The organism is Dactylosporangium sp. NPDC050688 (genome assembly GCF_040654515.1).
GTDB lineage: Bacteria > Actinomycetota > Actinomycetes > Mycobacteriales > Micromonosporaceae > Dactylosporangium.
Genome location: NZ_JBFAIC010000006.1, coordinates 200,487 through 226,721 on the forward strand (window position 1 = coordinate 200,487; position 26,235 = coordinate 226,721).

At 72.7% G+C, this 26,235-nt stretch carries 25 protein-coding genes; 13 read left to right on the top strand and 12 right to left on the bottom strand.

The window, feature by feature from the left end; translation table 11 throughout:
• Window positions 1-636 carry a cysteine hydrolase gene (locus tag AB0H83_RS08905; protein WP_360089249.1) on the top strand — a complete coding sequence of 212 codons (636 nt, stop codon included), beginning with the start codon at window positions 1-3 and terminating at the stop codon, window positions 634-636.
• Between the two features lie 164 nt (window positions 637-800).
• Here the strand turns inward: AB0H83_RS08905 and AB0H83_RS08910 are convergent, their stop codons facing one another.
• The 4 genes from AB0H83_RS08910 to AB0H83_RS08925 form a co-directional block, all read right to left on the bottom strand.
• Window positions 801-2,237, bottom strand: coding sequence for a GH1 family beta-glucosidase (locus AB0H83_RS08910; RefSeq protein ID WP_360089252.1), 1,437 nt, complete (start codon window positions 2,235-2,237; stop codon window positions 801-803).
• Window positions 2,234-3,013 (bottom strand): carbohydrate ABC transporter permease, encoded by a 780-nt coding sequence (locus tag AB0H83_RS08915; protein WP_360089343.1) that lies wholly within the window; start codon window positions 3,011-3,013, stop codon window positions 2,234-2,236. Before AB0H83_RS08915 ends, AB0H83_RS08910 begins: the two co-directional genes overlap by 4 nt.
• Window positions 3,014-3,140: 127 nt before the next feature.
• Entirely contained in the window at window positions 3,141-4,073 is a 933-nt protein-coding gene (locus AB0H83_RS08920; RefSeq protein WP_360089254.1) for a sugar ABC transporter permease, read from the bottom strand.
• A gap of 63 nt (window positions 4,074-4,136) precedes the next feature.
• Window positions 4,137-5,408 (bottom strand): ABC transporter substrate-binding protein, encoded by a 1,272-nt coding sequence (locus tag AB0H83_RS08925; protein WP_360089257.1) that lies wholly within the window; start codon window positions 5,406-5,408, stop codon window positions 4,137-4,139.
• Between the two features lie 273 nt (window positions 5,409-5,681).
• Between AB0H83_RS08925 and AB0H83_RS08930 the strand changes: the two genes are divergently transcribed.
• Together AB0H83_RS08930 and AB0H83_RS08935 are read left to right on the top strand one after the other, a co-directional pair.
• Window positions 5,682-6,695 (top strand): LacI family DNA-binding transcriptional regulator, encoded by a 1,014-nt coding sequence (locus AB0H83_RS08930; protein WP_360089260.1) that lies wholly within the window; start codon window positions 5,682-5,684, stop codon window positions 6,693-6,695.
• A gap of 44 nt (window positions 6,696-6,739) precedes the next feature.
• Window positions 6,740-7,033, top strand: coding sequence for a hypothetical protein (locus AB0H83_RS08935; RefSeq protein WP_360089263.1), 294 nt, complete (start codon window positions 6,740-6,742; stop codon window positions 7,031-7,033).
• Here AB0H83_RS08935 and AB0H83_RS08940 read toward each other — a convergent pair.
• Genes AB0H83_RS08940 through AB0H83_RS08950 form a run of 3 tightly spaced genes read right to left on the bottom strand, consistent with a single transcriptional unit; the run spans window position 7,011 to window position 8,508 of the window.
• Entirely contained in the window at window positions 7,011-7,247 is a 237-nt protein-coding gene (locus tag AB0H83_RS08940; protein WP_360089266.1) for a hypothetical protein, read from the bottom strand. The genes AB0H83_RS08935 and AB0H83_RS08940 overlap by 23 nt on opposite strands.
• 52 nt (window positions 7,248-7,299) lie before the next feature.
• Window positions 7,300-7,878, bottom strand: a complete 579-nt coding sequence (locus tag AB0H83_RS08945) for a dienelactone hydrolase family protein (RefSeq protein ID WP_360089269.1) — start codon at window positions 7,876-7,878, stop codon at window positions 7,300-7,302.
• A 54-nt stretch (window positions 7,879-7,932) separates the two neighbouring features.
• A complete protein-coding gene (locus AB0H83_RS08950) occupies window positions 7,933-8,508 on the bottom strand; it encodes a hypothetical protein (RefSeq protein WP_360089272.1) in 576 nt (191 codons plus the stop codon).
• 755 nt (window positions 8,509-9,263) lie between these two features.
• On the opposite strand from AB0H83_RS08950, the gene AB0H83_RS08955 reads away from it, so the two are divergent.
• From AB0H83_RS08955 to AB0H83_RS08965, 3 genes are all read left to right on the top strand, one after another.
• Window positions 9,264-9,983 carry a DUF4097 family beta strand repeat-containing protein gene (locus tag AB0H83_RS08955; protein ID WP_360089275.1) on the top strand — a complete coding sequence of 240 codons (720 nt, stop codon included), beginning with the start codon at window positions 9,264-9,266 and terminating at the stop codon, window positions 9,981-9,983.
• A 245-nt stretch (window positions 9,984-10,228) separates the two neighbouring features.
• A complete protein-coding gene (locus tag AB0H83_RS08960) occupies window positions 10,229-10,603 on the top strand; it encodes a cadmium resistance transporter (RefSeq protein ID WP_360089346.1) in 375 nt (124 codons plus the stop codon).
• Window positions 10,604-10,684: 81 nt separating this feature from the next.
• Window positions 10,685-11,287 (top strand): helix-turn-helix domain-containing protein, encoded by a 603-nt coding sequence (locus AB0H83_RS08965; protein ID WP_360089278.1) that lies wholly within the window; start codon window positions 10,685-10,687, stop codon window positions 11,285-11,287.
• Between the two features lie 139 nt (window positions 11,288-11,426).
• Here the strand turns inward: AB0H83_RS08965 and AB0H83_RS08970 are convergent, their stop codons facing one another.
• On the bottom strand, window positions 11,427-12,791 hold the full coding sequence (locus AB0H83_RS08970; protein WP_360089286.1) for a ricin-type beta-trefoil lectin domain protein: 1,365 nt from the start codon (window positions 12,789-12,791) through the stop codon (window positions 11,427-11,429).
• 115 nt (window positions 12,792-12,906) lie between these two features.
• On the bottom strand, window positions 12,907-13,551 hold the full coding sequence (locus tag AB0H83_RS08975; RefSeq protein WP_360089289.1) for a DUF2306 domain-containing protein: 645 nt from the start codon (window positions 13,549-13,551) through the stop codon (window positions 12,907-12,909).
• A gap of 132 nt (window positions 13,552-13,683) precedes the next feature.
• On the opposite strand from AB0H83_RS08975, the gene AB0H83_RS08980 reads away from it, so the two are divergent.
• Window positions 13,684-14,085, top strand: a complete 402-nt coding sequence (locus AB0H83_RS08980) for a hypothetical protein (protein WP_360089292.1) — start codon at window positions 13,684-13,686, stop codon at window positions 14,083-14,085.
• Here the strand turns inward: AB0H83_RS08980 and AB0H83_RS08985 are convergent.
• Window positions 14,015-14,677 carry a response regulator transcription factor gene (locus AB0H83_RS08985; protein WP_360089295.1) on the bottom strand — a complete coding sequence of 221 codons (663 nt, stop codon included), beginning with the start codon at window positions 14,675-14,677 and terminating at the stop codon, window positions 14,015-14,017. The two genes, AB0H83_RS08980 and AB0H83_RS08985, sit on opposite strands and share 71 nt — an antisense overlap.
• Entirely contained in the window at window positions 14,674-15,780 is a 1,107-nt protein-coding gene (locus AB0H83_RS08990; protein ID WP_360089298.1) for a histidine kinase, read from the bottom strand. The genes AB0H83_RS08985 and AB0H83_RS08990 overlap by 4 nt, the downstream gene beginning before the upstream one ends.
• 49 nt (window positions 15,781-15,829) lie before the next feature.
• Here AB0H83_RS08990 and AB0H83_RS08995 point away from each other — a divergent pair, with 49 nt between their 5' ends.
• On the top strand, window positions 15,830-16,834 hold the full coding sequence (locus tag AB0H83_RS08995; RefSeq protein WP_360089301.1) for a S8 family serine peptidase: 1,005 nt from the start codon (window positions 15,830-15,832) through the stop codon (window positions 16,832-16,834).
• 49 nt (window positions 16,835-16,883) lie between these two features.
• On the opposite strand, the gene AB0H83_RS09000 is transcribed toward AB0H83_RS08995, so the two are convergent.
• Window positions 16,884-17,285 (bottom strand): cupin domain-containing protein, encoded by a 402-nt coding sequence (locus AB0H83_RS09000; protein WP_360089304.1) that lies wholly within the window; start codon window positions 17,283-17,285, stop codon window positions 16,884-16,886.
• 178 nt (window positions 17,286-17,463) lie between these two features.
• Here AB0H83_RS09000 and AB0H83_RS09005 point away from each other — a divergent pair, with 178 nt between their 5' ends.
• The 5 genes from AB0H83_RS09005 to AB0H83_RS09025 form a co-directional block, all read left to right on the top strand.
• A complete protein-coding gene (locus tag AB0H83_RS09005) occupies window positions 17,464-17,961 on the top strand; it encodes a hypothetical protein (RefSeq protein ID WP_360089307.1) in 498 nt (165 codons plus the stop codon).
• 2 nt (window positions 17,962-17,963) lie between these two features.
• Window positions 17,964-19,904, top strand: coding sequence for a trypsin-like peptidase domain-containing protein (locus tag AB0H83_RS09010; RefSeq protein ID WP_360089310.1), 1,941 nt, complete (start codon window positions 17,964-17,966; stop codon window positions 19,902-19,904).
• A 36-nt stretch (window positions 19,905-19,940) separates the two neighbouring features.
• The gene (locus AB0H83_RS09015) at window positions 19,941-20,867 is read left to right on the top strand and encodes a MoxR family ATPase (protein ID WP_360089313.1); all 927 of its coding nucleotides are present in this window, start codon (window positions 19,941-19,943) and stop codon (window positions 20,865-20,867) included.
• Window positions 20,864-24,967, top strand: a complete 4,104-nt coding sequence (locus tag AB0H83_RS09020; protein ID WP_360089316.1) for an SAV_2336 N-terminal domain-related protein — start codon at window positions 20,864-20,866, stop codon at window positions 24,965-24,967. The genes AB0H83_RS09015 and AB0H83_RS09020 overlap by 4 nt, the downstream gene beginning before the upstream one ends.
• 366 nt (window positions 24,968-25,333) lie before the next feature.
• The coding region (locus tag AB0H83_RS09025; protein ID WP_360089319.1) for an endo-1,4-beta-xylanase at window positions 25,334-26,235 on the top strand (902 nt) is incomplete at its 3' end.

The following is a 26,235-nucleotide window of genomic DNA, read 5'->3' on the forward strand; positions in this document are numbered from 1 at the left end:
ATGGATCCGTCCAAGACCGCAGTCGTCCTCATCGAGTTCCAGAACGACTTCACCACCGAGAACGGTGTGCTGCACGACGCCGTGAAGGGCACGATGGCCTCGACGGGCATGCTGAAGAACACCCTCGACGTTGTCGAGGCGGCCCGCGCGGCGGGGGTCGCGGTCGTTCACTCGCCGATCCAGTTCGTGGCCGGCTACAACGAGATCACCCGCCACCCGTACGGCATCCTCAAGGGCGTCGTGGACACCAACGCCTTCGTGAAGGGCAGCTGGGGCGCGCAGATCATCGACGACCTCACGCCGACCGACGCCGACATCGTCCTGGAAGGCAAACGCGGCCTCGACGCGTTCGCCAGCACCAACCTCGACTTCATCCTGCGCAGCAAGGCCATCGAGACGATCGCCCTCGGCGGTTTCCTCACCAACTGCTGCGTCGAGTCCACCATGCGCTCGGCCTACGAGCGCGGCTATGAGGTCGTCACGCTGACCGACTGCGTCGCCGCGACGAGCCAGGAAGAGCACGACAACGCCATCAAGTACGACTATCCGATGTTCTCCAAGCCGATGACAGGACAGGAGTTCAGCGCGATCCTCTCCGGCGCCGCCGCAGCCGAGGACAGCTCGCGCGGCTACTGACGGGCCTGGCCGTCGCGACGGCGCCGCCAGCGATCACGTCCCGGCCGTCGCGTGACCTGCCGACGCGGGGCAAGGAGCGCCGGCTCCTTGCCCCGATCGTTCATCGGCGGGTCGGGCCAGGGAACCGGATCCCCGCTCACGCTCGGCCTCGAACCGCCGCCGCCTCACCCGGAGGTGTGTTCCCGCCATGCCCGCAACTGGTCGCGCAGCCAGTGGTAGCTGGCCTTCGGCGTGCGGACTCCGGTGGCGTAGTCGACATGGGCAAGCCCGAAGCGGGGTCCGTACCCGCGGGCCCACTCGAAGTTGTCGATGAGTGACCAGTAGAAGTACCCACGCAGATCGAGCCGGTCGTCGGCGGCCGCCGCCCGGGCCACCGCCGCCAGGTGCTCGGCCACGAACGAGATCCGTTCCGGGTCCGGGTCGGGTCCGGAACGCAGGTCGGCGCAGCCGTTCTCGGTCACGTACACCGCGGGCAGCCCCGGGTAGCGGTCGGCGAGCCCGGTCAGGGTGTCGAACAGCCCCTGCGGCTCCACCGGCCAGCCGAGGTCGGTGGTCGGTAACCCGGCCGGCCGCACGTGCCGTACGCCGATGTCGAACGCGCTGCGCAGCGCCGGATCGGGCTGCTCGTACGGAGCGTCGGCGACGTGGACCCGGTAGTAGTAGTTGACGCCGAGGAAGTCCAGCGGCGCCGAGATCACCGCCAGGTCGCCGTCCCGGCGGAACGACAGGTCGCTCACGCCGGCATAGAGCTGCTCGAACCCTGCCGGGTACGCGCCGCCCAGCACCGGATCCGTGAACTGCCGGTTGAGCATGAGGTCCTGCCGGTCCGCCGCCGCCCGGTCGGCCCCGGTGTCGCCGGCCGGCACGGCCGGGGAGAGATTGAGCGTGATGCCGACGCGCGACCTCGGGCCGGCGGCGGCCCGGACCGCCGCGACCGCGTGGCCGTGCCCGACCAGCAGGTGATGGGCGGCGGCCAGAGCGGTGTGCCCCTCCGTGGTGCCGGGGGCGTGCCGGCCCTCCGCGTAGCCCACGATCGAGGAGCAGTACGGCTCGTTGAGCGTGATCCAGTCCTGCACCCGGTCACCGATGGCCCCGGCCACCACCGCCGCGTACTCGCCGAACCGCTCGGCGGTGTCCCGCACCCGCCAGCCGCCCTCGTCCTCCAGCGCCTGCGGCAGATCCCAGTGGTAGAGCGTGACGAACGGCCGGATACCGCGCTCACACAGGGCGTCGACGAGCCGGTCGTAGTAGTCGAGGCCGGGCCGGTTCACCGCGCCCCGCCCGGCCGGCATGACCCGCGGCCAGGCGACCGAGAAACGGTAGGCGTCCACGCCGACGCCGGCCAGCAGGTCCACGTCGTCGCGCCAGCGGTGGTAGCTGTCGCAGGCGACCGCGCCGGAGGTGGCGTCGGCGACGGCGCCCGGGCGGCGGCAGAAGGTGTCCCAGATCGACGGCCCGCGGCCGTCCTCGTCGACCGCCCCCTCGATCTGGTACGCCGCGGTGGCGGCTCCCCAGACGAAGCCGGCCGGCAGGTCCGGCAGCTCCGGCAGGGCTGCGGCGGCGGGGGCCGCCGCGGCAGTACCGTCGGACGTGGTGGTCATCCCTTTACCGCTCCTTGCATAATGCCGCCGACGATCTGCCGGCCGAGGACCATGAAGACGACGACGATCGGCAGCGTGGCGAGCAGCGTGCCGGTCAGCGTCAGCGTGTAGTCGGTGGTGTAACCGCTGGCCAGTGCGGACAGCGCCACCTGCACGGTCGCGTTGTCCTGCAGCACGACCAGCGGCCAGAAGAAGTCGTTCCATGCCTGCATGAAGGTGAACAGCCCGAGCACCGCCGCTGCGGGGCGGGCCGCCGGCAGGACGATGTGCCAGTACAGGCCGAATGTGCTGGACCCGTCGACACGGCCGGCCTCCAGCAGTTCGTCGGGCACGGCGCGGCCGAGGTACTGGGTCATGAAGAAGACGCCGAACGCGGTCACCAGCCCGGGCACGATCACGGCGGCGAGGCGTCCGGTCCAGCCCAGGTCGGCCATCAGGATGTACAGCGGGATGATGCCGAGCTGGTGCGGCACCATCGAGGTCGCGACGGCCACGACGAGCAGCGCCTTGCGGCCGCGGAAGCGCAGCTTGGCGAAGGCAAACCCGGCCAGGGTCGAGAAGAACACCACGGAGACGGTGATCGAGCCACTGACGATGAACGAGTTCATCAGTGCCCGGCCGAAGTCCGTCGTGTCGAACACCCGCGCGATGTTGTCGAAGAGGTGCCCGCCGGGAACGAGGGCCGGCGGCACCTTCGTGATCGCATCGCTGGTCTGCGAGGACACGACGACGGACCAGTAGAGCGGGAAGACCGACCCGGCCACGATCGCCAGCAGGGCGCCGTACGTCCAGACCGTGCCCTTCCGTGGGTACCCGGAGCCTTCCCGCCGGCGGCGGCGTTGCGGCGGGGAAGGTGTGGTGCGGGTCTGCGTGGGGTCCGCGAGGGTGGTCACGGCGTGCTCCTCACTCCTCGTCCTTGGCGATGCGCCGGGTCAGCAGGAAGTTGGTGATCGCGAAGATGGCGATCACCAGACAGAGCGTCCAGGCGACCGCCGAGGCGTAGCCGAAGCGGAACTCCCGGAACCCCTGCTCGTACATGAACAGCGCGACGGTCTGGAACTGCCGGTCGGAGCCGCCGGTGGGCGTCTGGGAGCTGGCGAACAGCAGCGGTTCGGCCATGATCTGCAGGCCGCCGATCGTCGAGATCACCGTGGTGAAGATGATCGTCGGCCGCAGCATCGGGACGGTGATCCGCCAGAACTGATGACGCTGCGACGCGCCGTCGAGGTCGGCGGCCTCGTAGAGCTCGTGCGGGATCGCCTGCATCGAGGCGAGATAGATGAGGGCGTTGTAGCCGGTCCACCGCCAGGCCACGATGAACGAGATGGCCAGGTGGGAGCTCCAGGTGTTGGCCTGCCAGTCGATCGGCCCGACGCCGACGACACCCAGCAACCAGTTGATCATGCCGAAGTCGCGGCCGAACAGCTGGGTGAAGACAATCGTCACCGCGACGATCGAGGTGACGTTGGGCAGCAGCACGCCCATGCGCAGGGAGGTGCGGGCCCGCAGCCGGTGGTTGAGCAGGTGGGCGATCCAAAGCGCGGCGAGCAACTGCGGCACGGTGGACAGCACCCAGATGCTGAGTGTGTTGCCCAGGGAGTTCCAGAAGTACGGGTCCTGCAGCAGTTCGCGGTAGTTCGCGAACCCGACCCAGCGGTGCGAGTCAGCGTCCAGCAGATCCCAGTCGTTGAACGAGACGTACGCCGTGTACAGCAGCGGGAACAGCCCGAACGCGCCGAACAGCAGGAAGAACGGCAGGATGTAGAGGTAGGGCGAGCCCTTGGTGTCGAGCCGGCTCAGGCTGGCCCGGCGGGCTTGGTGGAGGTAGATGGCCATCGTCGATCCTTCGTCGCCGGGGGCCGCCGGCGGTCAGGGCGACCGCCGGCGGCACAGGTCGAGTTACTTGGCGAGGCGCTCGACGTCGCTAACCATCTGCTTCCATGATTCCTCGGAACTCTGCTTGCCCTGCTCGATGCGGACGAGAGCGTCGCGGATGGTGGTCTGCACGTCGCCGGCCCGCGGACCCTGGTACTGCGGCTTGAGCTGCTTCGCCGCGGCGGTGAAGATCTGACCCACCGGAGCGTTGTTGAAGAACTGGTCCTTGTACTGGGCGATGTCGGGCTTGTCGTACAGCGCCGGGATGGACGGCAGGTTGCCCCGCGCGGTGAACACCTGGGCCTGCTGCTCCGGGGCGGTCAGCCACGCGGCGAGCTTCTTGGCCTCCTCGACGTGCTTGCCCTGCTTGGGAACGGTGAGGTAGGAGCCGCCCCAGTTGCCGCCGCCGCCCGGGACGGCAGCCACGTCCCACTTGCCGGCGGCGTGCTTCGCCTGGTCCTTGATCTTGGTCATCATCCAGGCCGGGCACGCGATGGTGGCGAACTGGTCCTTCGTGAAGCCGTTGTTCCACTCCTGCGAGCTGCCGATCAGCTTGGCCGACAGGTTGCTCTGGATCGCCTGCACGGTCAGGTCCCATGCCTTGCGGACCTCGGGGTTGGTGCCCACGACGATGGTGTTGTCCTCGTTGTAGTACCCCACCGGGGCCTGGCCGATGATGCCGTTGAACAGCTGACCTCCGCCGTCGAAGAAGGCGCTGCCGGCCGGGGCCTTCGCCGCGTACTGCTTGCCGAACTCGATGTACTTGTCCCAGCCACTGCCCCAGGCGGCCGACACCTGGTCGCGCTCGAACGGCACGCCGGCCTTCTCGAACAGGTCACGCCGGTAGCAGATGGCCAGGCCGCCGACGTCCGTGCCGAAGCCGATCTGCTTGCCGTCCTTGGTCAGCGACGCCTTCCACTTCCAGTCGAGGTACTCGGGCTGGCGGTCCTTGCCCAGGTCGACGAAGAAGTTGCCGCGCTCGCGCATCTGGGCGATGAAGCCGGTGTCGACGCCTTCGATGTCACCCGCGCCGGAACCGGCGGCCAGATGGGTGATCAGGTCACGGTGGTGGTCGTTGTAGGCGGAGGTGCGCTCCTGGATCGTAATGTTCGGGTGATCCTTCTGGTACTGCGTGTACAGGTCCTTGTACCCGAAGTTGCCGAACAGGTTGACGTTCAGCGTGATCTTTTCGTTGCCACTGCCGGAGCCTTGCTCGGTGCCGCTGCCACACGCGGTCAGCAGCACTCCGGCGGCCAGGGCGGCCACCGCCACTCGCAACAGTCGGTTTCGGCGCATACCAGCGGGTCCTTTCACGCGGTCATGTAACCGGTTACATGAAACCGGTTACATGACTCGCGAATGAGAAGTGGGGGTGTCTGGGTCGAGTGAGGGCAGAGTCGGATGCCTGCCGTTGGCGGCGGCCAACGACTGGAAGCGATTCCAAGGAGAGAGTTTTGCGGTGCCCGACCGGGTGATGTCAAGTCACGGAATGGTAACGGCAGATGCACCTTGCCCGGCGGAGAACCCCGGTGCTACGGTCATGTAACCGGTTACAGAAAAGGCGCCCAAATGGCCACAATCAGGGAGCTGGCCCGCCGCTCCGGCGTGTCCGTCGCCACCGTGTCCCGCGTCTTCAACACCCCCGAGGTTGTCAGCCAGCTGACCCGCCAGCGCATCCTCGACCTGGCCGTCGAGATCGGCTACCTGCCGAACGAGTCGGCCCGCACGCTCGCCACGAAGAAGTCCAACATGGTCGGCCTGGTGTGGGACACCGATCATCGCCGCCCCGGGTGGCGCCACCCGTTCCTGCAGGAGATCCTGGTCGCGCTCAAGACCGCGCTGAGCGTTCACGGGCTGAACCTGCTCATGCTCGCCAGCCACGACACCGCGGGCCCCGACGACGAGCAGCGATACGTGCGCGCGGTGCGCCGGCACAACCTCGACGGCGCGGTCATCATCGACAACGGCTCCCGGGATCCGGCCGTGCTCGCCCTCGTCGACGCCCAGGTGCCGTGCGTCGCCCTCGACCTCCGGGTCGCCGGCCCCACCTGCACCTACGTCACCTCCGACAACGCCGGAGGTGCCGCGCTCGCCGTGCGCCACCTCGTCGAACGCGGCCACCGGCGCATCGGCACCATCGCCGGTCCGCAGCAGACCTGGCCGGGGGCCGAACGGCTCACCGGCTTCCGGGCCGCGCTGGCCGAGGCCGGCCTGCCGCTCGACGACGGCCACGTCATCGAGGGCGACTTCTACCTCGACGGCGGTCACGCCGCGATGCGCCGGCTGCTGGCCCTCGACGACCGCCCTACCGCGGTGTTCGTCGCGGGTGACGAGATGGCCATCGGCGCGATGCGGGCCGCCCACGAGGCCGGCCTGCGGGTCCCCGACGACATCGCGGTCGTCGGCTTCGACGACATCGACGTGGCCGCACTGGTTCCGCCCGGGCTCACCACCGTCGCCCAGGACAAGGCCGGATTCGGCACGGCTGCCGCCGAGGCGCTCATCGCCATGCTCCACGACGGCGAGGACCCTCCCTCCCCCACCGCGTTACCGACGACCCTGGTCATGCGCGGCTCCACCTGACCAAACGGTCGACCGCGGCGCGCGGCCCGTGCCAGGATCGTGCCGTGGCACTGATGCGTCCCCGCGCGGCGCAGCCCGCTCGTGCGGCGCCGCTGCCCGCGCGGCAGGCCCACGTCCTCCGGCTGCAGCGACTCCCGACGGCGGCGCAGGAACTCGGCGAGCCCGGCCCCAGCGGCCCCGGACACCTCGGCGGCCCGCCCGCCGAGCAGGCCCTGTACTCGCGGCTGCGCAGCGAGGAGGACGCCCGGCGGATCTGGCGGATCTCCGAGAACCTCACCCGCACGGCGTTCCCCACCGGCGGCCCGCGCGCCGACCTCACACGTGATGCGCGCCGCTGATGTCGGTCCAGCGCATCGCCGGGTCGCGGTGCCGGGCGGCCTCCTGCTCGGCCCGGGCCAGCTCGTCGTAGGACCGCTTCCAGGAGCGGCCCTCGGTGCCACCTTCGCGCAGTTCGAGCTCGAAGGTGGCACCGTCGGTGCGGATGTAGACGTCACGACGGGCCAGGCGACCCCAGGTCCCGTTCCACCAGTGCCGAACGACGGTGCTGCGCATCCGCGCATCGTACACATGTACGATCACCAGGTGGCGCTCGCTCCCGGCGCGCTCAGTGCTGGCGCAGGAAGTCCAGGACGCGCTCGGTCAGCAGGGCCGTCGCCTCGGGGTCGTAGGACGGCAGCGAACTGTCGGCGAAGTAGTGCTGGTCGCCCGGGTAGAGGAACAGCTCACCGTCCTTCGCCTGGGCCACGAGGTCCCGCGCCGCGTCGATGTCACCCTCGTCGACGAAGAACGGGTCGGCGTCCATGCCGTGGACCTGGACCGGCAGGTCCGCGGGCCAGGCCGGGCCGAACTCGGTGACCGGCACGCACGAGTAGCACAGCAGCGCGCCGCGGGCGCCCGGCCGGGTCTGCGCCAGGTACTGGGCGGGCAGCACGCCGAGGGAGAACCCGGCGTACACCAGGCCGGCCGGGAGATCCGCCACCGCCGCGGCACCGCGCTTGAGCACCTCACCCGGGAAGCCGAGCTGCGTGGCGTACCCCATGCCCTCCTCGATACTGGCGAAGGTCCGCCCGTCGAAAAGGTCCGGTGTGTGCACCGTGTGCCCGGCCCGCCGCAGCGCGTCCGCGAACGCGACGACACCCGTCGTCAATCCCTGCGCATGGTGGAAGAGCACCACCTCAGCCATGTCTACCTCCCGTATCGACACACCTGACGCTCAGGCTATACCGCGCCGGTGCGCTCATGGCGCCAGCAGTTGCTCCCGCAGGAGGGCGGCAAGCTGCTCCAGGGACAGCTCGCCCTTCGGCGACAGCACCGTGACCGTCCGGTACGCGGAATCCACCGGCCGCACGAGCGTGATGACCGCGACGGGCTCGGTGTAGTGGTTGCTGGAGTTCGTGTACTCGGAGTACGCCTGGCTGAACACGATCGCCTCGCCGAGCGCGGTCTGCACGGTGACCGCGCCGTCGCGCCGCTCCCCCGGGACGTCCTCGACGGTGCGGTAGACGCCGTGGTTACCGTTGATGAGCTGGGTGTTGCGCCCCGCGGCGCAGGTCGTGGCGTACGCGAGGAACCGCACGGAGCCACCCGACCCGAGGACCGCGACCGTGTCCAGCCCCGGACAGCCACCCGACGCCGGCGACCGGGTGACGAGCCGGTGCCCGGCATCCAGCTGGAGGCGGAACGGGACCGGCGCACCGATCGCCGCCACCGTCGGCGACGACACCGGCGCCGGGGCAGGCGGGACCTCCCCACCCCGGCAGCCGGCGGTGGCCAGCACAGCTGCGACGGCGAGGCAGCGGACCACGGTACTCATGACGATGCGGCGAGACATGCCCCTCTGATGCGCCACCAGCCCTCCACCGTTCCCCGCTGTCAGATTCACGGCACCCCGATCAACCGACCACCCGGCCCCAGCGGCGCGGGGCTCACAGCGCACGCTGGGCAGAGAGCCCCCACGACACGGGACCATGCTCGCGCGCGTGTGCACTGGTTCGCGAGGTCCTGCTCGGTGAGGGCGAGAGGGTCATCCCCGCTTACGCGGGGAACATAACGTGCGGTTCCTGACGATCCCGTGCCAGCTCGGACCATCCCCGCATGCGCGGGGAGCACAGCGCGACCCTCGGCCGACAGCTTCGGCTTCAACGGACTATCCCCGCGTACGCGGGGAGCACCCACGCTGCATCGTCGGGTTCGTCGCCGCGCACGGACCATCCCCGCCTGCGCGGGGAGCAGCTTCGTCATGTAGATCGGGTTCTTGGCCATGCGGGACCATCCCCGCGTGCGCGGGGAGCAGCGCGATGGTCAGCGCCCGAGGTGGCAGGCACGGGGACCATCCCCGCGTGCGCGGGGGTGGTCCGGTCCGGCGCGTCCCCCAGACCCGGGCCGAGATCGCCGACGCGCCGCACCCGCAGATCGAGCACCTCCTCGATGAGCTGAACCGCCCCTGACAGCGGCCGGCCGCCGACGCTACCGCCGTGTCCGCGTCGTGTCAGAGCGGTGTCAGAGCCGCTCGCGAAGGTACTCGTGCACGCCGGGACCGGCGGGCACCGAACCTGAGAAGTGAGCACGATGCTGACGTTCGACACCCCCGCCCCGATCGCCGCCGTCCTGGACATCCCCGCCGGCCGCGTCCGGTTCGTCGCCGGCGACCGCGCCGACACCACCGTCGAGGTCCGGCCCGCCGACGCCGCGAAGCGCCGCGATGTCCAGGTCGCCGAGCGGACCACCGTCGACTACGCCGACGGCGTCCTGCGGATCGAGGCCACCGCGAAGCACCAGATCCTCGGCAGCTCCGGGACCATCGACGTGACCGTCCAGCTGCCCGCCGGCTCCCGCCTCGCAATCAAGGCCGCCAGCGCCGACCTCCACGCCGCCGGGCGCTTCGGCGAGGTCGCCTACGACGGCGCGTACGGCGGGATCACGCTCGACGAGACCACCGGCGTCCGGCTCGCCACCCAGGCCGGGGACATCTCGGTCGGCCGCCTCGACGGCCCCGCGCAGATCAGCACCGGTAAGGGCGACATCACCATCGCCGAGGCCGTCGGCGGCGAGGTCGTGCTGCGCACCCAGGCCGGCGACGTGTCGGTCGGCGCCGCCCCCGGCGTCCGGGCATCCCTGGACGCCGGGACCAGTCACGGCCGCATCCGCAACGCGCTCGAGAACACCGGCAGGCCGGTCGGCCTGGCCATCCAGGCCACCACCGGGTACGGCGACATCGCCGCCCACACCGTGCGCGCGGGACCCTCCGGTACTGTTTCGATCAGGACGGATCGCCGGCGCCGGCGTTGAGCGCCCCCGTGGCAAGGTAGGGGCGCCGGGGCGTGGAGCTGGGCATCATCAGTCAGGCGGTCGGGCTGTTCGCCGTCACGAACGTCGACGACATCCCCGTCCTCGCGCTGTTCTTCGGCCGGGCCGCCGGGCCGCCGGGCACCGGCACGCGACCCGCGCCATCGCCGCCGGGCAGTACCTCGGGTTCGCCGGCATCCTCGCCTCCGCCGGGGCCGCGGCGTTCGGGGCGACGTTCCTGCCCGGCAGTGTCATCCCGTACCTCGGGCTGGGCATCAAGGCGGCCGTGCAGGCGTGGCGGGAGCGCGGCGGCGGCGAAGAGGACGCGGCCCCGAAGGGCGGGGGGTCGAGGGCCCTGGAGGTCGCCGCCGTCGCCGTCGCCAACGGCGGCGACAACATGCGTCTACGTCCCGGTCTTCGCCACCGCCGGCATCGGCGGCATGAGCGTGTACGTCGCCGTCTTCCTCGTCCTGGTCGCGGTGTGGGTCCTGGCCGGGCGGTACTTCGCCACCCGGCCGCTCGTCGCCAGGGCGCTGAGCCGGTGGGGGCACGTGCTGATGCCGGTGGTCCTGGTCGGTATCGGCCTGCTCATCCTCATTGAGGGCGGCGCCTTCGGCCTGTGACCGCGCGGCCCGGCGGCGGTCCGAGGAGTGACACAGAGGACGGTTGTCGAGACCGAACGTTCTCTCCGCTATCATGGACTGATGGCGCCCAGCGAAGTTGACGGCCGGCCGTCGGAGGCGCGGCTGCGGCTGCTCACCACGGCGAGCGAGATCTTCTATGCCGAGGGGATCCACGCCGTCGGCGTGGACCGGATCATCGCTGAGGCGAAGGTGACCCGGGCGACGTTCTACCGGCACTTCCCCGGCAAGGAGGACCTGATCCTCGCGTACCTGCGGGAGGCCGACCGGGCCATCCGCGGCCAGGTCGACGCGGCCGCCGAGGGCGACCTGGCGCCGGCCGACGCGCTGCGGGCCGTCGCCGAGGCGATCGGGCAGGGCATCCGGTCCCGGGGGTTCCGCGGCTGCGCCTTCCTCAACGCCGTCGCCGAGTACCCGGACCCCGCCCACCCCGTCCACCAGGCCGTCCTGGAGCACCGGCAGTGGTTCCTGGACACCGTGACAGCGCTGCTGGCCCGGGTCCGCCCGGCTGGGGCCGAGCCCGCCGGGCGGCACTACGTCATGCTGCGCGACGGGGCGATGGCGGCCGGCTGCCTGTTCGACCCGGACCTCGTCTGCGAGACCTTCCTGCACGGCGTCGGCGAACTTGTGCAGGCGCAAGCGAAGCCAGTCAACCACCGCCGGTGAGGTGCCGGCCGGCCGCAGACTTAGCGCTCGGCCTTGACGAGGGCGGGCGTCTCACAGACGGTGATGTCACCGGTGCGGCGGCCACGGCGAGCGGTGGGGACGGGCGTCACGCCCGTCCCCACCGGTGCCTGTCGTGGTGTTACTGCGGCAGCGTGAACTTCTGTGCGCCGCTGCCGTTGCAGTCCCAGATCTGCATCTGGATGCCCGGCGTGGTCGAGCCGTTCGGGTCGTCCAGGCACTTGTTGGCCTGCGGGTTGTAGTACGTGTTGTCGGCGCGGTGAATGAAGACCTGGGCCGCGGTGCTGTTGCAGTCCCAGATCTGGACCTTCGCGCCGTTGGCGGTCGAGCCGCCCGGGATGTCCAGGCACTTGCCGAACGCGCGCAGCGTGCTGCCCGCCTCGACGTAGGTCCACTGCTGGGCGCCGGTGCCGTTGCAGGTCCACAGCTGTACCGGGGTGCCGTTGGCGCTGTTGGAGGAGCGTACGTCCAGGCAGAGCCCGCCGGGGCCCTTGACCGCCTTGCCGGTGGTCGGCGGCGGTGTGGTGCCGCCACCGCCACCGCCGGCCGTGTAGGCGGCCACGTAGTCGACCAGCATCGGCACGCCGGACACGGTGGAGGCGTACGGGCCGCCGCCGAACGCGGCCGGGAAGCCGCCGCCGATCGCCACGTTCAGGATGATGAAGAACCCGTGGTGCGTCGCGTTGTTCCAGGTGGTCGCGTCGACCTGGTTGGCGTTGATGGTGAAGAAGTTGTTGCCGTCCAGGTACCAGCGGATCTGCTCCGGCGACGTGCTGCGGTCCTGCTCGACGGCGTACGTGTGGAAGCCGCTGTTGCAGCCGCTGCAGGCACGCTCGCCGCTGCCGATGCCGGTGGTCTCGTTGCACGGGCCGCCGGGGTTGGTGCCGCAGTGCAGGGCGGCGAAGACGGAGGGCCGGCCGTTGATGTTCTCCAGGATGTCGATCTCGCCGATGCCGGGCCAGCCGGTCGCGCCGGTGCCGCGCGCCGCCGCGCCCAGCATCCAGAACGCGGGCCAGTAGCCGGCGCCGTTGGCGGTGTTCACGTTCGGCTGCTGGATGCGGGCCTCGACGCGCAGCTTGCCGCCTGCCGGGGCGGCGATGTTGGTGCGCTGGGTCTCGATGCGGCCGCTGGTCCAGTTGCCGGCCCCGTCCCGGATCGGCTTGATGGCGAGGTTGCCGCCGCCGTCGAGGTAGACGTTCTGGGTGCTGTTGGTCATGTACTCGATCTCGCCGGTGCCCCAGTTGCTGGCGCCGCCCGGGTAGCCGTGGCCGATGTCGTACAGCCAGTTGGCGGTGTTCACACCGGTGCCGCCGGTGCCGTTGAAGTCGTCGGCGAAGATCTGCGTCCAGCCGGCGGGCGTCGGCGGGACCGACGCGCCGGCCTGGGGCAGGGCGGCGAGCGTGGCGGCGATGAGCACCGCCGCGCCGGCACCGGCCAGCAGTGACAGTCGCCGTGTTCGATGGTGTTTGAAGCCTGCGAGTTCCACGAGGGTTGCCCTTCTGTGAAGGGAAGCTGGCCGGGGGCGGCCGGGGGCGGTTGACGCCTCGCGCTGGCGGACGTGAGAGCGCTCTCAGCATCGTGGCTTACTGAAAAGATTCTTGTCAATAAGCAAGCTGGTTGTCGGTTTCTGTTCGAGCCCGGCGCCGGCGCCGCAGGAGCACCTCGGCCACGGCGAGATTGACGATCCAGCCCAGCGTCTGCCCGATCGGGATCATCGCCGGCGCGTCCGCGCCGATCGCGCCCATGCCCGGCCCGCCGAACGGGATCCGGGCCAGCAGCAGCACCGGCACGAGGATGCGCGCCGTCACCGCGAGGAACGTCAGCGCGTAGTTGCGCGTCATCCAGGCGCGGTGCGCGGCGATGTCGCGGCGGCGCACGGCCCGGTACGCCAGCGCGCCGGTGACCAGCCACAGCCCGGCCGCGACGGTGAGACTGACCTGGGTCAGCAGGTGCCCGGACCACAGCGCGACCGGCACCGCGGTCAGCGCGGCCGGCAGCACCCCGGCGAGCAGGTAGCCGCGGCCGAGCGCCCGGTGCAGCGCGCGACGCGCCCGGATCGCGGGGACGAACTGCGCGGCCCCGACGATCAGCGCCACTGCGGCGGTGACCACGTGCGCGACCAGCACCCAGGTGTGTGGCCCGCCGGACACCGGGATCCGGCTGCCGCCGCGCAGGTACGGGAAGCTGAGCACCAGACCGAAAATGATCGCCACGATGAACATGACCCAGGACGCTCGTCCACGCATACCCGCAGCCTGCCCGACGCCGGTCGGCACCGCGTCCACCCACGGGCGAATCCGTCCTACGCAGATCTTCGTACGCCGGATCCGCGCCCGCGCCGACGCGGCCGGGGCGGGCCCGCGGCGAGGCTGGCGGGCATGCAGATGACTTCGCGGGTGGTGACGGTCGGCGGCCTGGTCCTCGGGGCGGCCGGCATCGGGGTGCTGTGGGCGGCCGGGGTGCGGTTCCCGGTCGCGGTGCCGCCGGGGATGGTGATCCTGCTGGCCGGCGCGGCCTTCGTGGGGCTGGCCCGGTGGCGGTGGGCGCCGGCGGTGGGCGTGCCCCTCGGGCTGTTCGTCGCCACCGGCTGGGCGATTAGCCCGACCGGCTGGCCCAACCTCACCGGCCGGTACGGCGCGGCGGTCGCGGCCGGCCAGGCGGTCCAGCTCATCGGGGTGCTGATCGCCGTCGGGGCGGGCGCGGTGGCGCTCAGGCGGGCGGGATCGTCAGCCCGGCCCGCACCGCGAACACCACCAGCTGGGCCCGGTCCCGGGCGTTGAGCTTCAGCATCGCCCGCCCGACGTGGGTGCGGACCGTCGCCGGGCTGATGAACAGCTCGGCGGCGATCTCGTCGTTGGACCGGCCGGTCGCGACCCAGGCGACGATCTCCCGCTCCCGCCCGGTCAGCGTGTCCATCGCCGGCCCGTCCGCGCCGCCGCCCGGCAGCCGGCGGCCGACCAGCTCCACCAGGCGGCGGGTCACCGACGGTGACAGCAGCGCGTCGCCGGCGGCCGCCGCGCGGACCGCGCGCACCAGGTCCGCGGGCTCGGCGTCCTTGAGCACGAATCCGCTGGCCCCGTCGCGGACCGCGGCGAGCACGTACTCATCGGTCTCGAACGTGGTCACGATGACGACCCGCGTGCTGGCGAGGCCCGGGTCGCCGGTGATCTGCCGCAGCACCGCCAGCCCGTCCGGCCCGGGCATGCGGATGTCCAGCAGCAGCACGTCCGGAGCCGTGCGCCGGACCAGCGCCAGGGTCTCGTGCCCGTCGGCCGCCTCGCCGACCAGGGTGAGGTCCGGCTCCCGCTCCAGCAGCACCCGTAGCCCCATCCGGACGAGCGCCTGATCGTCGGCGAGCGCGACCCGGATCACGCCGTCGCCCCGGGCACCGGCAGCCTTGCCCGCACCTCGAACCCGCCGCCGTCGAGGCCGGCCGCGGTGAACGTCCCGCCGGCCGCCTCCACCCGCTGCCGGAGGCCTGCCAGTCCCCGCCCCTGCGCCGGTACCGACGACGCCGCACCGACGCCGTGATCCGTGACGGTGACGAGCACCCCGCCGGGTTCCCGGGTCACGGCCACCGTGGCGCCGGTCGGCCCGGCGTGCCGGATGACGTTGGTCAGCGACTCGCGGACCACCCGGTAGACGACGTCACGGACCGCGGCCGGCAGGTCGTCGGCGCTGCCGTGCAGCTCCACCGCCAGCCCGGCGCTGCGGGCCCGCGCGACCAGGGCCGCCAGGTCCGGGGCCGGCTCCGGCCGCGGGCCGCGCTCGTCGAGGACCCGGCGCAGGTCGCCCAGCGCGGCGGTCGCCGCGGCCCGGATGCCCTCCAGCGACGCGCGGGCCTGCTCCGGCCGCTCGTCCAGCACGACCAGCGCGACGCCGGCCTGCATGGCGATCACCGCGAACCCGTGCCCGGCGACGTCGTGCACCTCCCGGGAGAGGCGGACGCGCTCCTCCAGCGCCGCCCGCGCCATCAGCTCCTCACGGGCCCGGCGCTCGGCCGCGGACCGCACGTGCAGCAGCGCCCCGAGCGACCACGGCACCACCAGCCAGCACGCGCCCCACAGCACCAGCCCCAGCGCCAGGACGTCCAGCTCACCGGCGAGCCGGGGCAGCACCGCCGCGACGGAGACCACCGCCGCACCGGCGGCGAGCGGCGTCGACCACCGCATCGGCCGCCGCCACGCGACCTCGAACATCGCCCAGCCGACGCACAGCAGGCCCGGCCCGTACGGGTACCCGGCCAGCAGGTACCCGCCGTTCGCCACCACGCTCACGGCCAGTGCGGCGACGGGCGCGACCCGCCGCCACGCGAGCGCCCCGGCCGCGACGACGACCAGCCCGTAACCGGCCACGTCGAGCGGCCGCGCGTCGCCCTGGGCCGCGGCCGCCTGCAGCGACAGCAGGACCGCGACGGCCACCGCCCCGAGCCCCACCCCGACATCGCGCCCGGCCGCGAGCCTCACCGACGCCACGCCACACCATAACCGGTGCCGGCAGGTTGCCCGTCCGGGTGCGGTCCGGGTGCGGTACGACCGCCGCCGCAACGACGACCCGGCCAACCCGATCCGCGTCATCAACATCTCCTACGGCACCGGTGGCACCCCGAACTCGTGGTCCGACCCGGTGCAGTTCGCGGTCGAGCAGGCGTGGCTGAAGGGCATCGTCGTCGTGGCCGCGGCCGGCAACGAAGGCAACAGCGACCTCGTCGTCAGCGACCCCGCCAGCGACCCGGCCGTCATCGCGGTCGCCGCCAGCACCACGAAGGGCACCGCGACCGTCGCCGACGACGACTTCGCCTCGTTCACCACGATCGGCGGCAACAACCGCAGCGTCGACTTCGTCGCCCCCGGCGAGTCGATCGTCTCGCTGACCGTCCCGGGCTCCAACGTCGACCTGACGTACCCGTCGGCGAAGGTCGGCACGACCCTGCTGCGCGGCAGCGGCAGCTCCCAGGCGGCCGCGGTCACCTCCGCGGCGGTCGCGCTGCTGCTGCAGGCCCGCCCGACGCTGACCGCGGACCAGGTCAAGACCGTGCTGAGCACCTCGGCCAGCTTCGTGTCCGGCCTGGCCATGACCCGCAACATCCGCGCGCTCAACCTCGGCGCGGCGCTCACCTCGCAGAACCTGTACGCCACCGGCTGGAACCGCTCCAGCGGCACCGGCAAGCTCGACGACGCCCGCGGCGCCAGCCGCCTCGTGCGCGACAACGTGGCGCTCGGCGGCAACAACAGTGTCTGGGGCCCGCTGAACCCGGCCACCTGGGCCCCGCGCAGCGCCGCCGCGACCAGCTGGTCCGGCGGGACCTGGATGGGGTACCGCGTCGCCGGCGACGGCTGGACGGGCACCTCCTGGGCGTCGCGGACGTGGGCCGCCGCCACCTGGACCGGCAAGCCGTGGAACGGCGCGACCACGTGGACCGACCCGGACTGGGCCGGCCACTACTGGTCGGGTCACTACTGGTCAGGGCACTACTGGTCGGGCCATTACTGGTCCAGCGACGAGTGGGCGACCGCCCTCTGGTCGTAGGACACGACGCACCGCGCCGGGCCTTCCATGGGCCCGGCGCGGTCGCGTCTCAGCTGTCCTGCGGCGGGACGTCGGCCTCGTCGCGGTCGGCGTCGGCCTTCGTGTGGTGCACCGTCCCCGGGCGGTGGTCCGGCGGCCCGTAGACGGTGGCGATCCGCAGCGGCCCGTCACCGTCGTTGACGAAGTTGTGCTTCGTGCCCTCCGGCACGACCACGACGTCCCCCGCCACGAACGGCCGGCGCTGCCCCTCCAGGATCGACGTGCCGCTGCCCTCGACGGCGATCAGCACCTGGTCGATCCCGTCGTGCACCTCCTCGCCGATCTCCCCGCCGACCGGAATCGTCATGACGACCAGCTGCGTGTGCCGGGTCGTGCTGAGGACCCGGCGGAAGTCGTCGTTGGACCGGACCTGCCCGAACAGATCACCCTGGTACGGCTCGTACTCGGCCATGGAGTGCCCCCCTTCTACGGCTCCTGGTACCACCTGCCCGTCTTGCACCCTATCGACCCGCCGACCGCAGTGACGCCGATCGTGCCGCGCCGCACACCGGAACGGGGAGTTCCTGCGCCGCTACGCAAAGGCTAAGGTCGATCCCGCCAACCGTTGCCGGAAAAGGGGGAGCGCCCGCGTGGAGACGCCGCTCGATGCCGTCGAGTCGCCCGAGATCCGCGTCGGCGTGCTGCTGGCACCGCCGGACGGGGTCCTGATGCCCTCCGGGCCCGCCGGGCCGATCGTCTGGGAGCCGGAGGAGACCGACGAGACCGACGAGCTGGACGAGACCGGCCACGCACAGGCCTGGGGACGGCGCGGGCGACACGCGGCGCCGCGCAGGAGCGTCGCTGTGCTGGGCCAGGACGTGCTGCGCGCGGCGGCCGAGGCGGTCGGCCGGGAGGTCGCCGTCGTCGTCAGCGGCGTCGTCAACGGCCTGGAGCACCCCGCCGCGCCCGGCGGGGCGGCCGGGCCGCCGACCGGATCGTTCGACATCGACGCGCTGGACCTGAAGTTCGGGGTCAAGGCCACGGTCGGCGCGGGCAAGGCGGTCGAGGCGCTGCTCAGCGCCAGCAGCGAGGCGACGGTCGAGGTGACGTTGACCCTGCGCCGGCGGAGCGCGGCCGGAGGCCGGTAGCGATGGTGGAGCGCGGGGTCGGCCGTCTGCTCACCACGGCCGAGCTCAGGACCTGGCCGGAGGGGACGCTGCGCAGCGCCTTCGTCATCGACGACCGGCACGCCCTGACGGCCTGGCACTGCGTGCGCAAGGCCGGTGGCACGCAGGCGCGGCTGTGGCTGCGGTTGCACCATCCCGCCGCGCCGGACGGGTGCGTCATCGTGCCGCTCGGGTACGTCCACCACGTGGCGGACCTCGATGCCGCCCTGCTGGCGCTCGACGACGACCGCGCCGGCGACGACGCCGGGGCGCTGCGCCGACACCTCGCGGCGGTGGCGCTGCCCCTCGGCACCGAGGTCCGCGAGTACGACGAGGGCCGCATCGCCGGCTTCCCTCAGCTCAACCCGGCCGTCGAGACGATCGCGCTGATCGGGCAGGTGAGCTCCGCCGAGGCGGTGGTCGGCAGGGCGCGGGCGATCCGGCTGCACGTGCGGGAGATGGCCGCCGCCTACGGCGAGAGCCCGCACGGCATGTCCGGCGGGCCGCTGCTGCGCCGCGAACCGGGCGGCGCCGAACGCGTCGTGGGGATCGTGTCCAACTTCCCCCCGGCACCGGCCGGCGCCGGGACGCTCGGCGGCGAGGTGCTGTGCCGGGCGGTCGCGGACCTGCGTGAGGCGTTCCCGCCGGTCGCCGAGGCGCTGCGGCACGCGCCCGCGGGGCCCGCACCGGTCGTGGAGCTGTCCTCCGACGTCGCCGACCGGTACCGGCCGGTGCTGGTCGCCGCGCACGTCGCGCCGCCGGTGCACTGGACCGGACCGGAGCTGGCCGCCGTGGCGGACCGGATCGAGGTGCTCGGCGCCGGCGCGTCCCGGGTCGCGGACACCGTGCTGGCGCTGCGGCGGGCGGCCGCGGCCAGGACCGTGTGCGCCGGCTTCGGCGCGCACACGGTCGAGCTGGGCCGGCTCCAGTCGATCTACCGGCGGGAGGTCGGTGCCTGGCCGACCGGCACGTCGGTGGACGCCCTGCTCGTCGAGGCGGCCGACGCCGACCTGCACGAGCGGCGGGCCGGCACGGCACCGGCACTGCGGGCGCTGACCCGCTTCGTGGTCGGTGTCGCGGCCGCCGTCGGCGCGAGCCCGGCCGCGTTCGCGTCGTGGATCGCCGGGCAGGGCCATCAGCTCGCCAACGCCGAGGACCTCTACGCCGGACGCCGCGACAGCAGCGCCTGGCTGCTGCTCGACCTGGGCGACGAACCCGGGCCCGGCGAGCCGCCGTGGCCGGCCGCTGTCGGCTGGACGTTCGTGTCGACCGGGGACGACATCGTGGGCCGGGTGCCGTGCGCACGCACGCCCGACGGCCTGCTGGAGGCGCTGAAGACGGTCCTGCGGACCGTGCCGTCCGCCCGGTCGCTGCTGGTCGACCTGGCGGTGCCGCACGCGCTGCTGTCCAAGGGCATCGAACACTGGCCGGTACGCGAGGTCGACGACGAGCCCGAGCCGCTCAGCGCGTGGGCCCGCCCTCGGCTGCGCTGGTCGCGGCGGCGCCGCCAGCCGGCCCTGCACGAGCGGCTCGTCGAGCGGACCGGCCGGGCCCGGTGGGAGACCATCCCCGACCCGCTCCCCGACGACCTGCTCGCCGACCACCAGCGGCTCCGCGAACGGATCCGCGACGAGGCGCACGAGCCGTGGCAGCTGGGCACCGCGCCGCCGGAGCGGGCCGACACGCTGCGGATCCTGCTGCGGGAAGGGTGCGGCTTCGTGGTGTGGTTCCCGGCTGTGCTGCAACCGGCCCAGCACGACAACATCCGCAGCGCCGTGTCCGGTGTGTCGGCGCCGGCCCGCCGGCAGGTGCTGCCGGACGAGCTGCCCCGCTTCCCCGGCCTGCGACCGGCGGTCATCTGGGACGACCCGCGCGGCCGGGCCCAGTTCTCCCTGCCGCCGCTGGCCGCCGCGGAGTCCGTCTGATGCCCACCGCTGCTCGCGCACCGAAAGAGGAGGCACATGGCCGCCGCCTGGCACATCTTCACCGGCACCGGTGATCCGGCCCGCGAGGCCGACGCGTGGCGGGCTCTGCCCGACGCGCCGCCGTGGCGGGACCGGGCGACCGCCGTCGAACGCTTCGTCATCGGTCCCGAGCTGCTCGACGCGGTGAACACCGCGCTGTACCTGCGCCGGCCGCTGCTGCTGACCGGCGCGCCCGGCTCGGGCAAGTCGACGCTCGTCGCCCGCATCGCCGCCGAACTGCAGCTCGGCGAGCCCCTGGAGTGGCACATCACCTCCCGCAGCACGATCACCGACGGGCTGTACCAGTACGACGCGCTCGGACGGCTGCACGCCACCCAGGCACAGGCGGCGACGGGCACCGAGGTCGAGCGGTTCGTGACGCTCGGCCCGCTCGGCACCGCCCTGGCCGCGCGTGACCGCCCCCGTGCGGTGCTCATCGACGAGATCGACAAGATCGACTTCGATCTGCCCAGCGACCTGCTCACCGTGCTCGAGCAGGGCGAGTTCGACATCCCCGCGCTGGTCCGTGCCGCCGGTGCCGCGCATCGGGTGCGGGGTGCGGACCGGGCGATGTACGACGTCACCGGCGGCGTCGTCCACCGGACGCACTGGCCCGTCATCGTGTTCACCAGCAACGGCGAGCGCACCTTCCCGGCGCCGTTCCTGCGCCGGTGCGTCCGCTTCGAGATGCCCACGGCGACCGAGACGTTCATCCGCGACGTCGTCGCCGGGCACCTCCCCGGCGTCGAGGACACCCACCGCGAAGAGATTTACCGCTTCGCGCAACGGCTCGTCGAGGGTGACAACCTGGCCCTGGACCAGTTGCTGAACTTCCTGCACCTGGTCTCCGGCGAGCCCGCCCCGGACGGCGACGCCCGCGAGCGGGTGGGGCGGATCCTGCTGGAGGAGCTGAACGGCAAGTGATCGACCGGGTCGTGCGTGCCGTCGCCGCCGCCGTCCCCGGCTGCTCCGCCGAGGCCGTCGCCGACGCGTTGTGGCTGGCCACGATCGCGTCCCGGCAGGACCGGCCGGCACCGGAGCCGGCGGTGGCGGCGACCGGCGAACCTGCCGGCCGCGACGGCACGGCCGACCCGCCGGCGGAGCCCGCGCCCCGGCCCGAGCAGCCCGCACCGGCCGGTGGGGTGACCGGCGGTGAGCTGGTCGAGGCCACCCCGGCCGGCGCCGCCGTGGCGGGCGTGCCGGCGGTCGCCGTCGGCCTGGGCACCGCCGCGGCCCGGCGCCGGCCCGTGCCGGCCGGGCACGCCCTCGCCCCGTTCCGGCGGATCCGGCGGCCCGGCCCGCCCGTCGTCGATGTCGACGCGACCGTCGAGGCGACCGCCGACGCGGGCCGGCTGACCGTCGTCACCCGGCCCGGCTGGGACCGCGGGCTCGACGTGGCGATCGTCGTCGACGACTCCCCCGTCGCCGCGGCGTGGGCCGACGCCCTCGGCGACTTCGAGTCGCTGCTGCGCCGCACCGGCGCGTTCCGTCAGGTGACCCGCTGGACCCTGCGGTGGCAGGCCGGCGGCTCGGTGCTGCTGCGCGACGGCACCGGCGCCGCGCACGGGCCGCTGCGGCTCACCGACCCGACCGGCCGCCGGCTGGTCCTCGTGGCGACCGACGCGACCACCGATCCCTGGTACGCACCCCCGATCTGGACGCTGCTGCACCGCTGGGCCCGGCTCATGCCGGTCGCCGTGCTGCACCTGCTGCCGGAGCAGTACCGGGGTTTCACCGCGCTGGGCAGCCCGACGGTGGCCTTGCGGGCCCGCCGCCCCGGCGCCGTCAACACCGCCGCCGACGTCGTGCGGGCCTGGTGGGACAGCGACGACGAGCCCGGCGCCGTGGCCCTGCCGGTCGTCACGCTGCGCCCGCACGACGTCCGCCGCTGGGCCCACGCCGTGGCCTCCGGCGCCGGCTGGGTCGACGCCGTCTGGGCCCGCACCCCCGACGCCCGCCCGGCCGGCGCGACGAACGCCGGCCTGTCCCCCGCCGACCGGGTCCGGGCGTTCCAGGCCCGGGCCACCCCGGACGCCCAGACCCTGGCCCGCATCCTCGCCGCGGCGCCGGTACTGTCGCTGCCGCTGCTGCAGGTCCTGCAACGCGAGCTGCTGCCCGCCGCGGGCCCGGCCGAACTCGCCGAAGTACTCGTGAGCGGGCTGCTGGAGCGGCTCCCCGCGGCGCCCACCGGCCCGCGGTCCCAGCTGCGGTGGCGGCCGGGCACCGCCGAGCTGCTCGCCCGCGGCACCTCGACCAGCCAGGACTGGAGCGTGTACGAGGTGCTCAGCGAGCACCTGCAACGCTGGGGCGGCACCGGCCAGAGCATCGAGGCCCTCCTCGCCCACCCGCTCGGCACCGGCACCGTCGACCCGTCGATGGAGCCGTTCGCGCTGATGGGCCGCCACCTCGCCCAGCGCCTCGGCATCGAGCTGCCCGACCCGTCGCCCGACCGTCCCGTCGGGACGACCCGCCGCCCGGCGTCCGTACTCTGCGTCGAAGGGATGGTCGCGTCGCTTCGAAGTACCGCGCAGGTCGCCGCGACGTGGCATGCGGCGATCGCCGACGGGCTGCTCCGCGCCGCCGGCGATCCGCAGCAGGTGACGGTCCGGGTGACCGAAACCGTCGAGGTGCTGCGGCTGGCCGACCTGTTCGACGGCGAGCCGGCCACCGTGAGCCCGGCCCAGCAGGCGGACCAGACCGACTTCGAACGGGCGGTGCTGCTCGGCTGGCTGCATGCGGTGGGCTCGGGCGACACGGCCACCGGCGCCGGGGCCTGGTCCCGGGTGCGCGCGACGGTCCTGCGCGTCCTCAGCCGGACCGCACTGGGCCAGGTGATCGTCGACAGCGCCGGCGCGGCGGTCGTGGAGCGGGTGAGCCGCTACTTCACCGATCAACGGCTCCGCGCCGCCGTGCAACGACGGATCGCCGCCGCGATCACCGACGACACGCAGGTGATCGTCGCGCACTCGTTCGGCGCGATCGCCGTGTACGAGACGCTGTGCGCATATCCGGCGCTCAAGGTGCGGGCGCTGATCACGTTGGGCACGCCCCTCGGCAGCCCGGCCGTGCTCCGGCGGCTGCGACCGCCGCCCGGGCAGTCATTGCGCAACGTGGGCTCCTGGACAAACGTTGCCGCCCGGGGCGATGTGGTCGCCATGCCCAGCGCGCTGCCGGTCGAGTTCGGCGGCTGGATCACCAACGTCGCTGTCGACAACGGCATCGAGTGGCACAGTGTGGCCCGGTACCTCAGCCAGCCGCAGACCGGTGCCGCGATCCTGGCCGGCCTCGGTGCCGGCCTCGAAGGGGACCTGCGCCGCCACGCGGCCGACTGCGTCGTCATCGTGGACGGAGCCGCCATCGGCACCGGCTTCTTCATCGCGCCCGGTGTCCTGCTCACCGCCCGGCATCTGGTGGACGGTCAGGACACGGTGCGGGTCCGGTGGCGTGACGAGTGGCGCACCGCCACCGTGCGCTGGACCCCGGACACGACCACCACCGACCTTGCAGTGCTGTACGTGCAGCCGGCGCCCGCCGGGCATCCCGCACTCCGCCTCGCGGACCGCCAGCCGGTGCTGGGCGAACGGTACCTCGGCCTCGGGTACACCGGGCAGGGCGGCGCACACGAGGTGATGAGCATCGACCTGGTCTTCAGCGGGCGAGCGGAACGGACCCTGGGATTCGACGGCGAGGCGAGGGGTGGCATGAGCGGCGCCCCGGTGATCGACCTCGAGACCGGCGCCGTCCTCGGCGTCGTGCACAGCACCCACAAGCAGCAACGGACCACGCACGCCGAGCCGGTCGGGAGCCTGCGCGACATGCCGGCACCGGACTACCAGCGGCTGCTGCGCGCCCACGACCTGCACCACCGTCCCGGCCCTGCCGTCCGGGGTGAGCAGCGACCGCGGCGCGGCGGTTTCCTGGCCGACGTCGAGGAGCGCGAGCTCCTGGCGTTGCTGGCCGGTTGCCGGGTCGCGGCGCCGAGCGAGCACCGGCGCGCGTTCCGAACCGTCGCCGGCGGTGCGCGCGACCCGGAGCTGCCGCTCAACGACTACCGCGACGTGGTCGCGGAGCTCACCGAGCTCATCCCCCCGACGACCGGCCTGCCGCACGTGCTGGACTACGTGGCCGGCCTCGTCCCGACGGCGGAGCCGTTGCGCGACTGGGTGGTGCGGGCCGCCGCCGCCCGCGGCGTCGACTCGCTCCTCCGGCTGCCGCCGCCCACCCGCCCGTCGCTGATCATCCGAATGGTGCCGTCGGCGGAGCAGCCCGGCCGCTTCCGGTACACCGTGTGGAACTACCAGGACGCGTCGAACGTCAGCGTCGCCGCCGAGACGGAACGCCCCGTGGACCTCACCGAGGCGAGGGACTTTGTGCGCCGCGCCGTCGCCGATGCCGTCAACCGGTTCGCCGGCGAGGTGCGACTCGAGTTCGTCGCGCCCTACCGGCTCCTGGAGATCGACTTCGAGGACTGGCACACCGATGAAAGGCCATGGTCGACCCTCGGCATGGAGTATCCGGTGGTGGTCCGCTCGTTGGACCGCTCCGACGACACCGACCCGGGACTGGCGCGGGTCTGGCTGGAGCGCTGGAGAGCGATCGGCGACGCCGCGGCCGCACCGCTGCGCCGCATGCCGTGCAGACTCGGAGATCTTGATCTCCAGGTGTTCCGGGCCGAACTCCGGCTCCTCGAGCCGTACGTGCCGGTCTTCCCGACCTCCCCGGTGAACACCGCCGCGCTCGGCGCGATGCTCGATCAGGGCGTGCCGGTCATGCTGTGGCGCCGCGGCTCCTGCCCGGGGACGCCGGACGGAGCCCATGAGGACTGCCCGGGCCAGCGGTTCGCCGCAGCCCTGTGCCACGACCTCGACGGCGTGCACCGCGACGACCTGCCCGACCAGGTCCGCCGGCTCCGCAACCAGGCCGCCGCGGAGCCGGAGCACCAGCGCACCGACCGCGACCTGGTCCTGCTCTGGGACGACCCCGACCGGCAGCCCGAGCGCCCGACGCTCACCCCGCCGCTCTGACGGGCGGATGGCAGGCCGCAGCGCTCGAAAGTTTCGACGGCCTCGCCGGTACCGGCAACTGAAGCGCTCAAGCAGCCGCCAGTCACTGGCTTGCAGGTAGGCGCCGCTGCGCGGGCCGCCGGTCCGAGGCGTCCACTGCACGCCGTTGTGCCCTGGAGCAGGGACGGCGATCAAAGGTCACCGAAATTTTCGGAAACTATTGTCAGGTGGATATTGACGTGTCAGCATGGCGTGGCATTGACACCCACCGTTCTCGGTCCGGATCGTGCGATCCCACGACACCCCCTTCGGCACGCGTGCCGGCGACGGCCGGCCGCGCGTGCGGTGATCGCGGGCCCGGCCGCAGAACCGCAAAAGGAGGCCATAGTGGCAGCCAACCCCCTACGTCACTCCGCCGGCACCCCACGGCGGCGAAAGTTGCGGCTCACTGCGGCGTTCAGCGCCGTCCTGGCAGCGGCCGCGGGCACCGTGGTGATGATGATGCCCGCCGCCAACGCTGCGGCCAGCACGCTCGGCGCCGCCGCGGCGCAGTCGGGCCGGTACTTCGGCACGGCCATCGCCGCGAACCGGTTGGGCGACTCGACGTACAGCACGATCGCCGGCCGTGAGTTCAACATGATCACGGCTGAGAACGAGATGAAGCCCGATGCGACCGAGCCGCAGCGGGGTCAGTTCAACTTCAGCGCCGGCGACCAGATCTACAACTGGGCGACCCAGCGGGGGATGAAGGTGCGCGGGCACACCCTGGCGTGGCACGCGCAGCAGCCGTCGTGGTGGGGCGGGATCAGCGGCAGCACACTGCGGCAGGCGATGATCGACCACATCAACGGGGTGATGGCCCACTACAAGGGCAAGATCGCCTACTGGGACGTGGTGAACGAGGCGTTCAACGAGGACGGCAGCCGCCGCCAGTCGAACCTGCAGGCCACCGGCAACGACTGGATCGAGGCCGCGTTCCGCGCCGCGCGCAACGCCGACCCGGCCGCGAAGCTGTGCTACAACGACTACAACGTGGAGAACTGGTCCTACGCCAAGACCCAGGGCATGTACCGGATGATCCAGGACTTCAAGTCCCGGGGCGTGCCGATCGACTGCGTCGGCCTGCAGACCCACTTCACCGGCGGCAGCTCCCTGCCGGGCAACTTCCAGACCACGCTGTCCAGCTTCGCCGCCCTCGGCGTGGACGTGGCGCTGACCGAGGTCGACGTCACCAACTCCTCCACCTCGCAGTACGCGGGTCTGACCCAGGCGTGCATGAACGTGCCGCG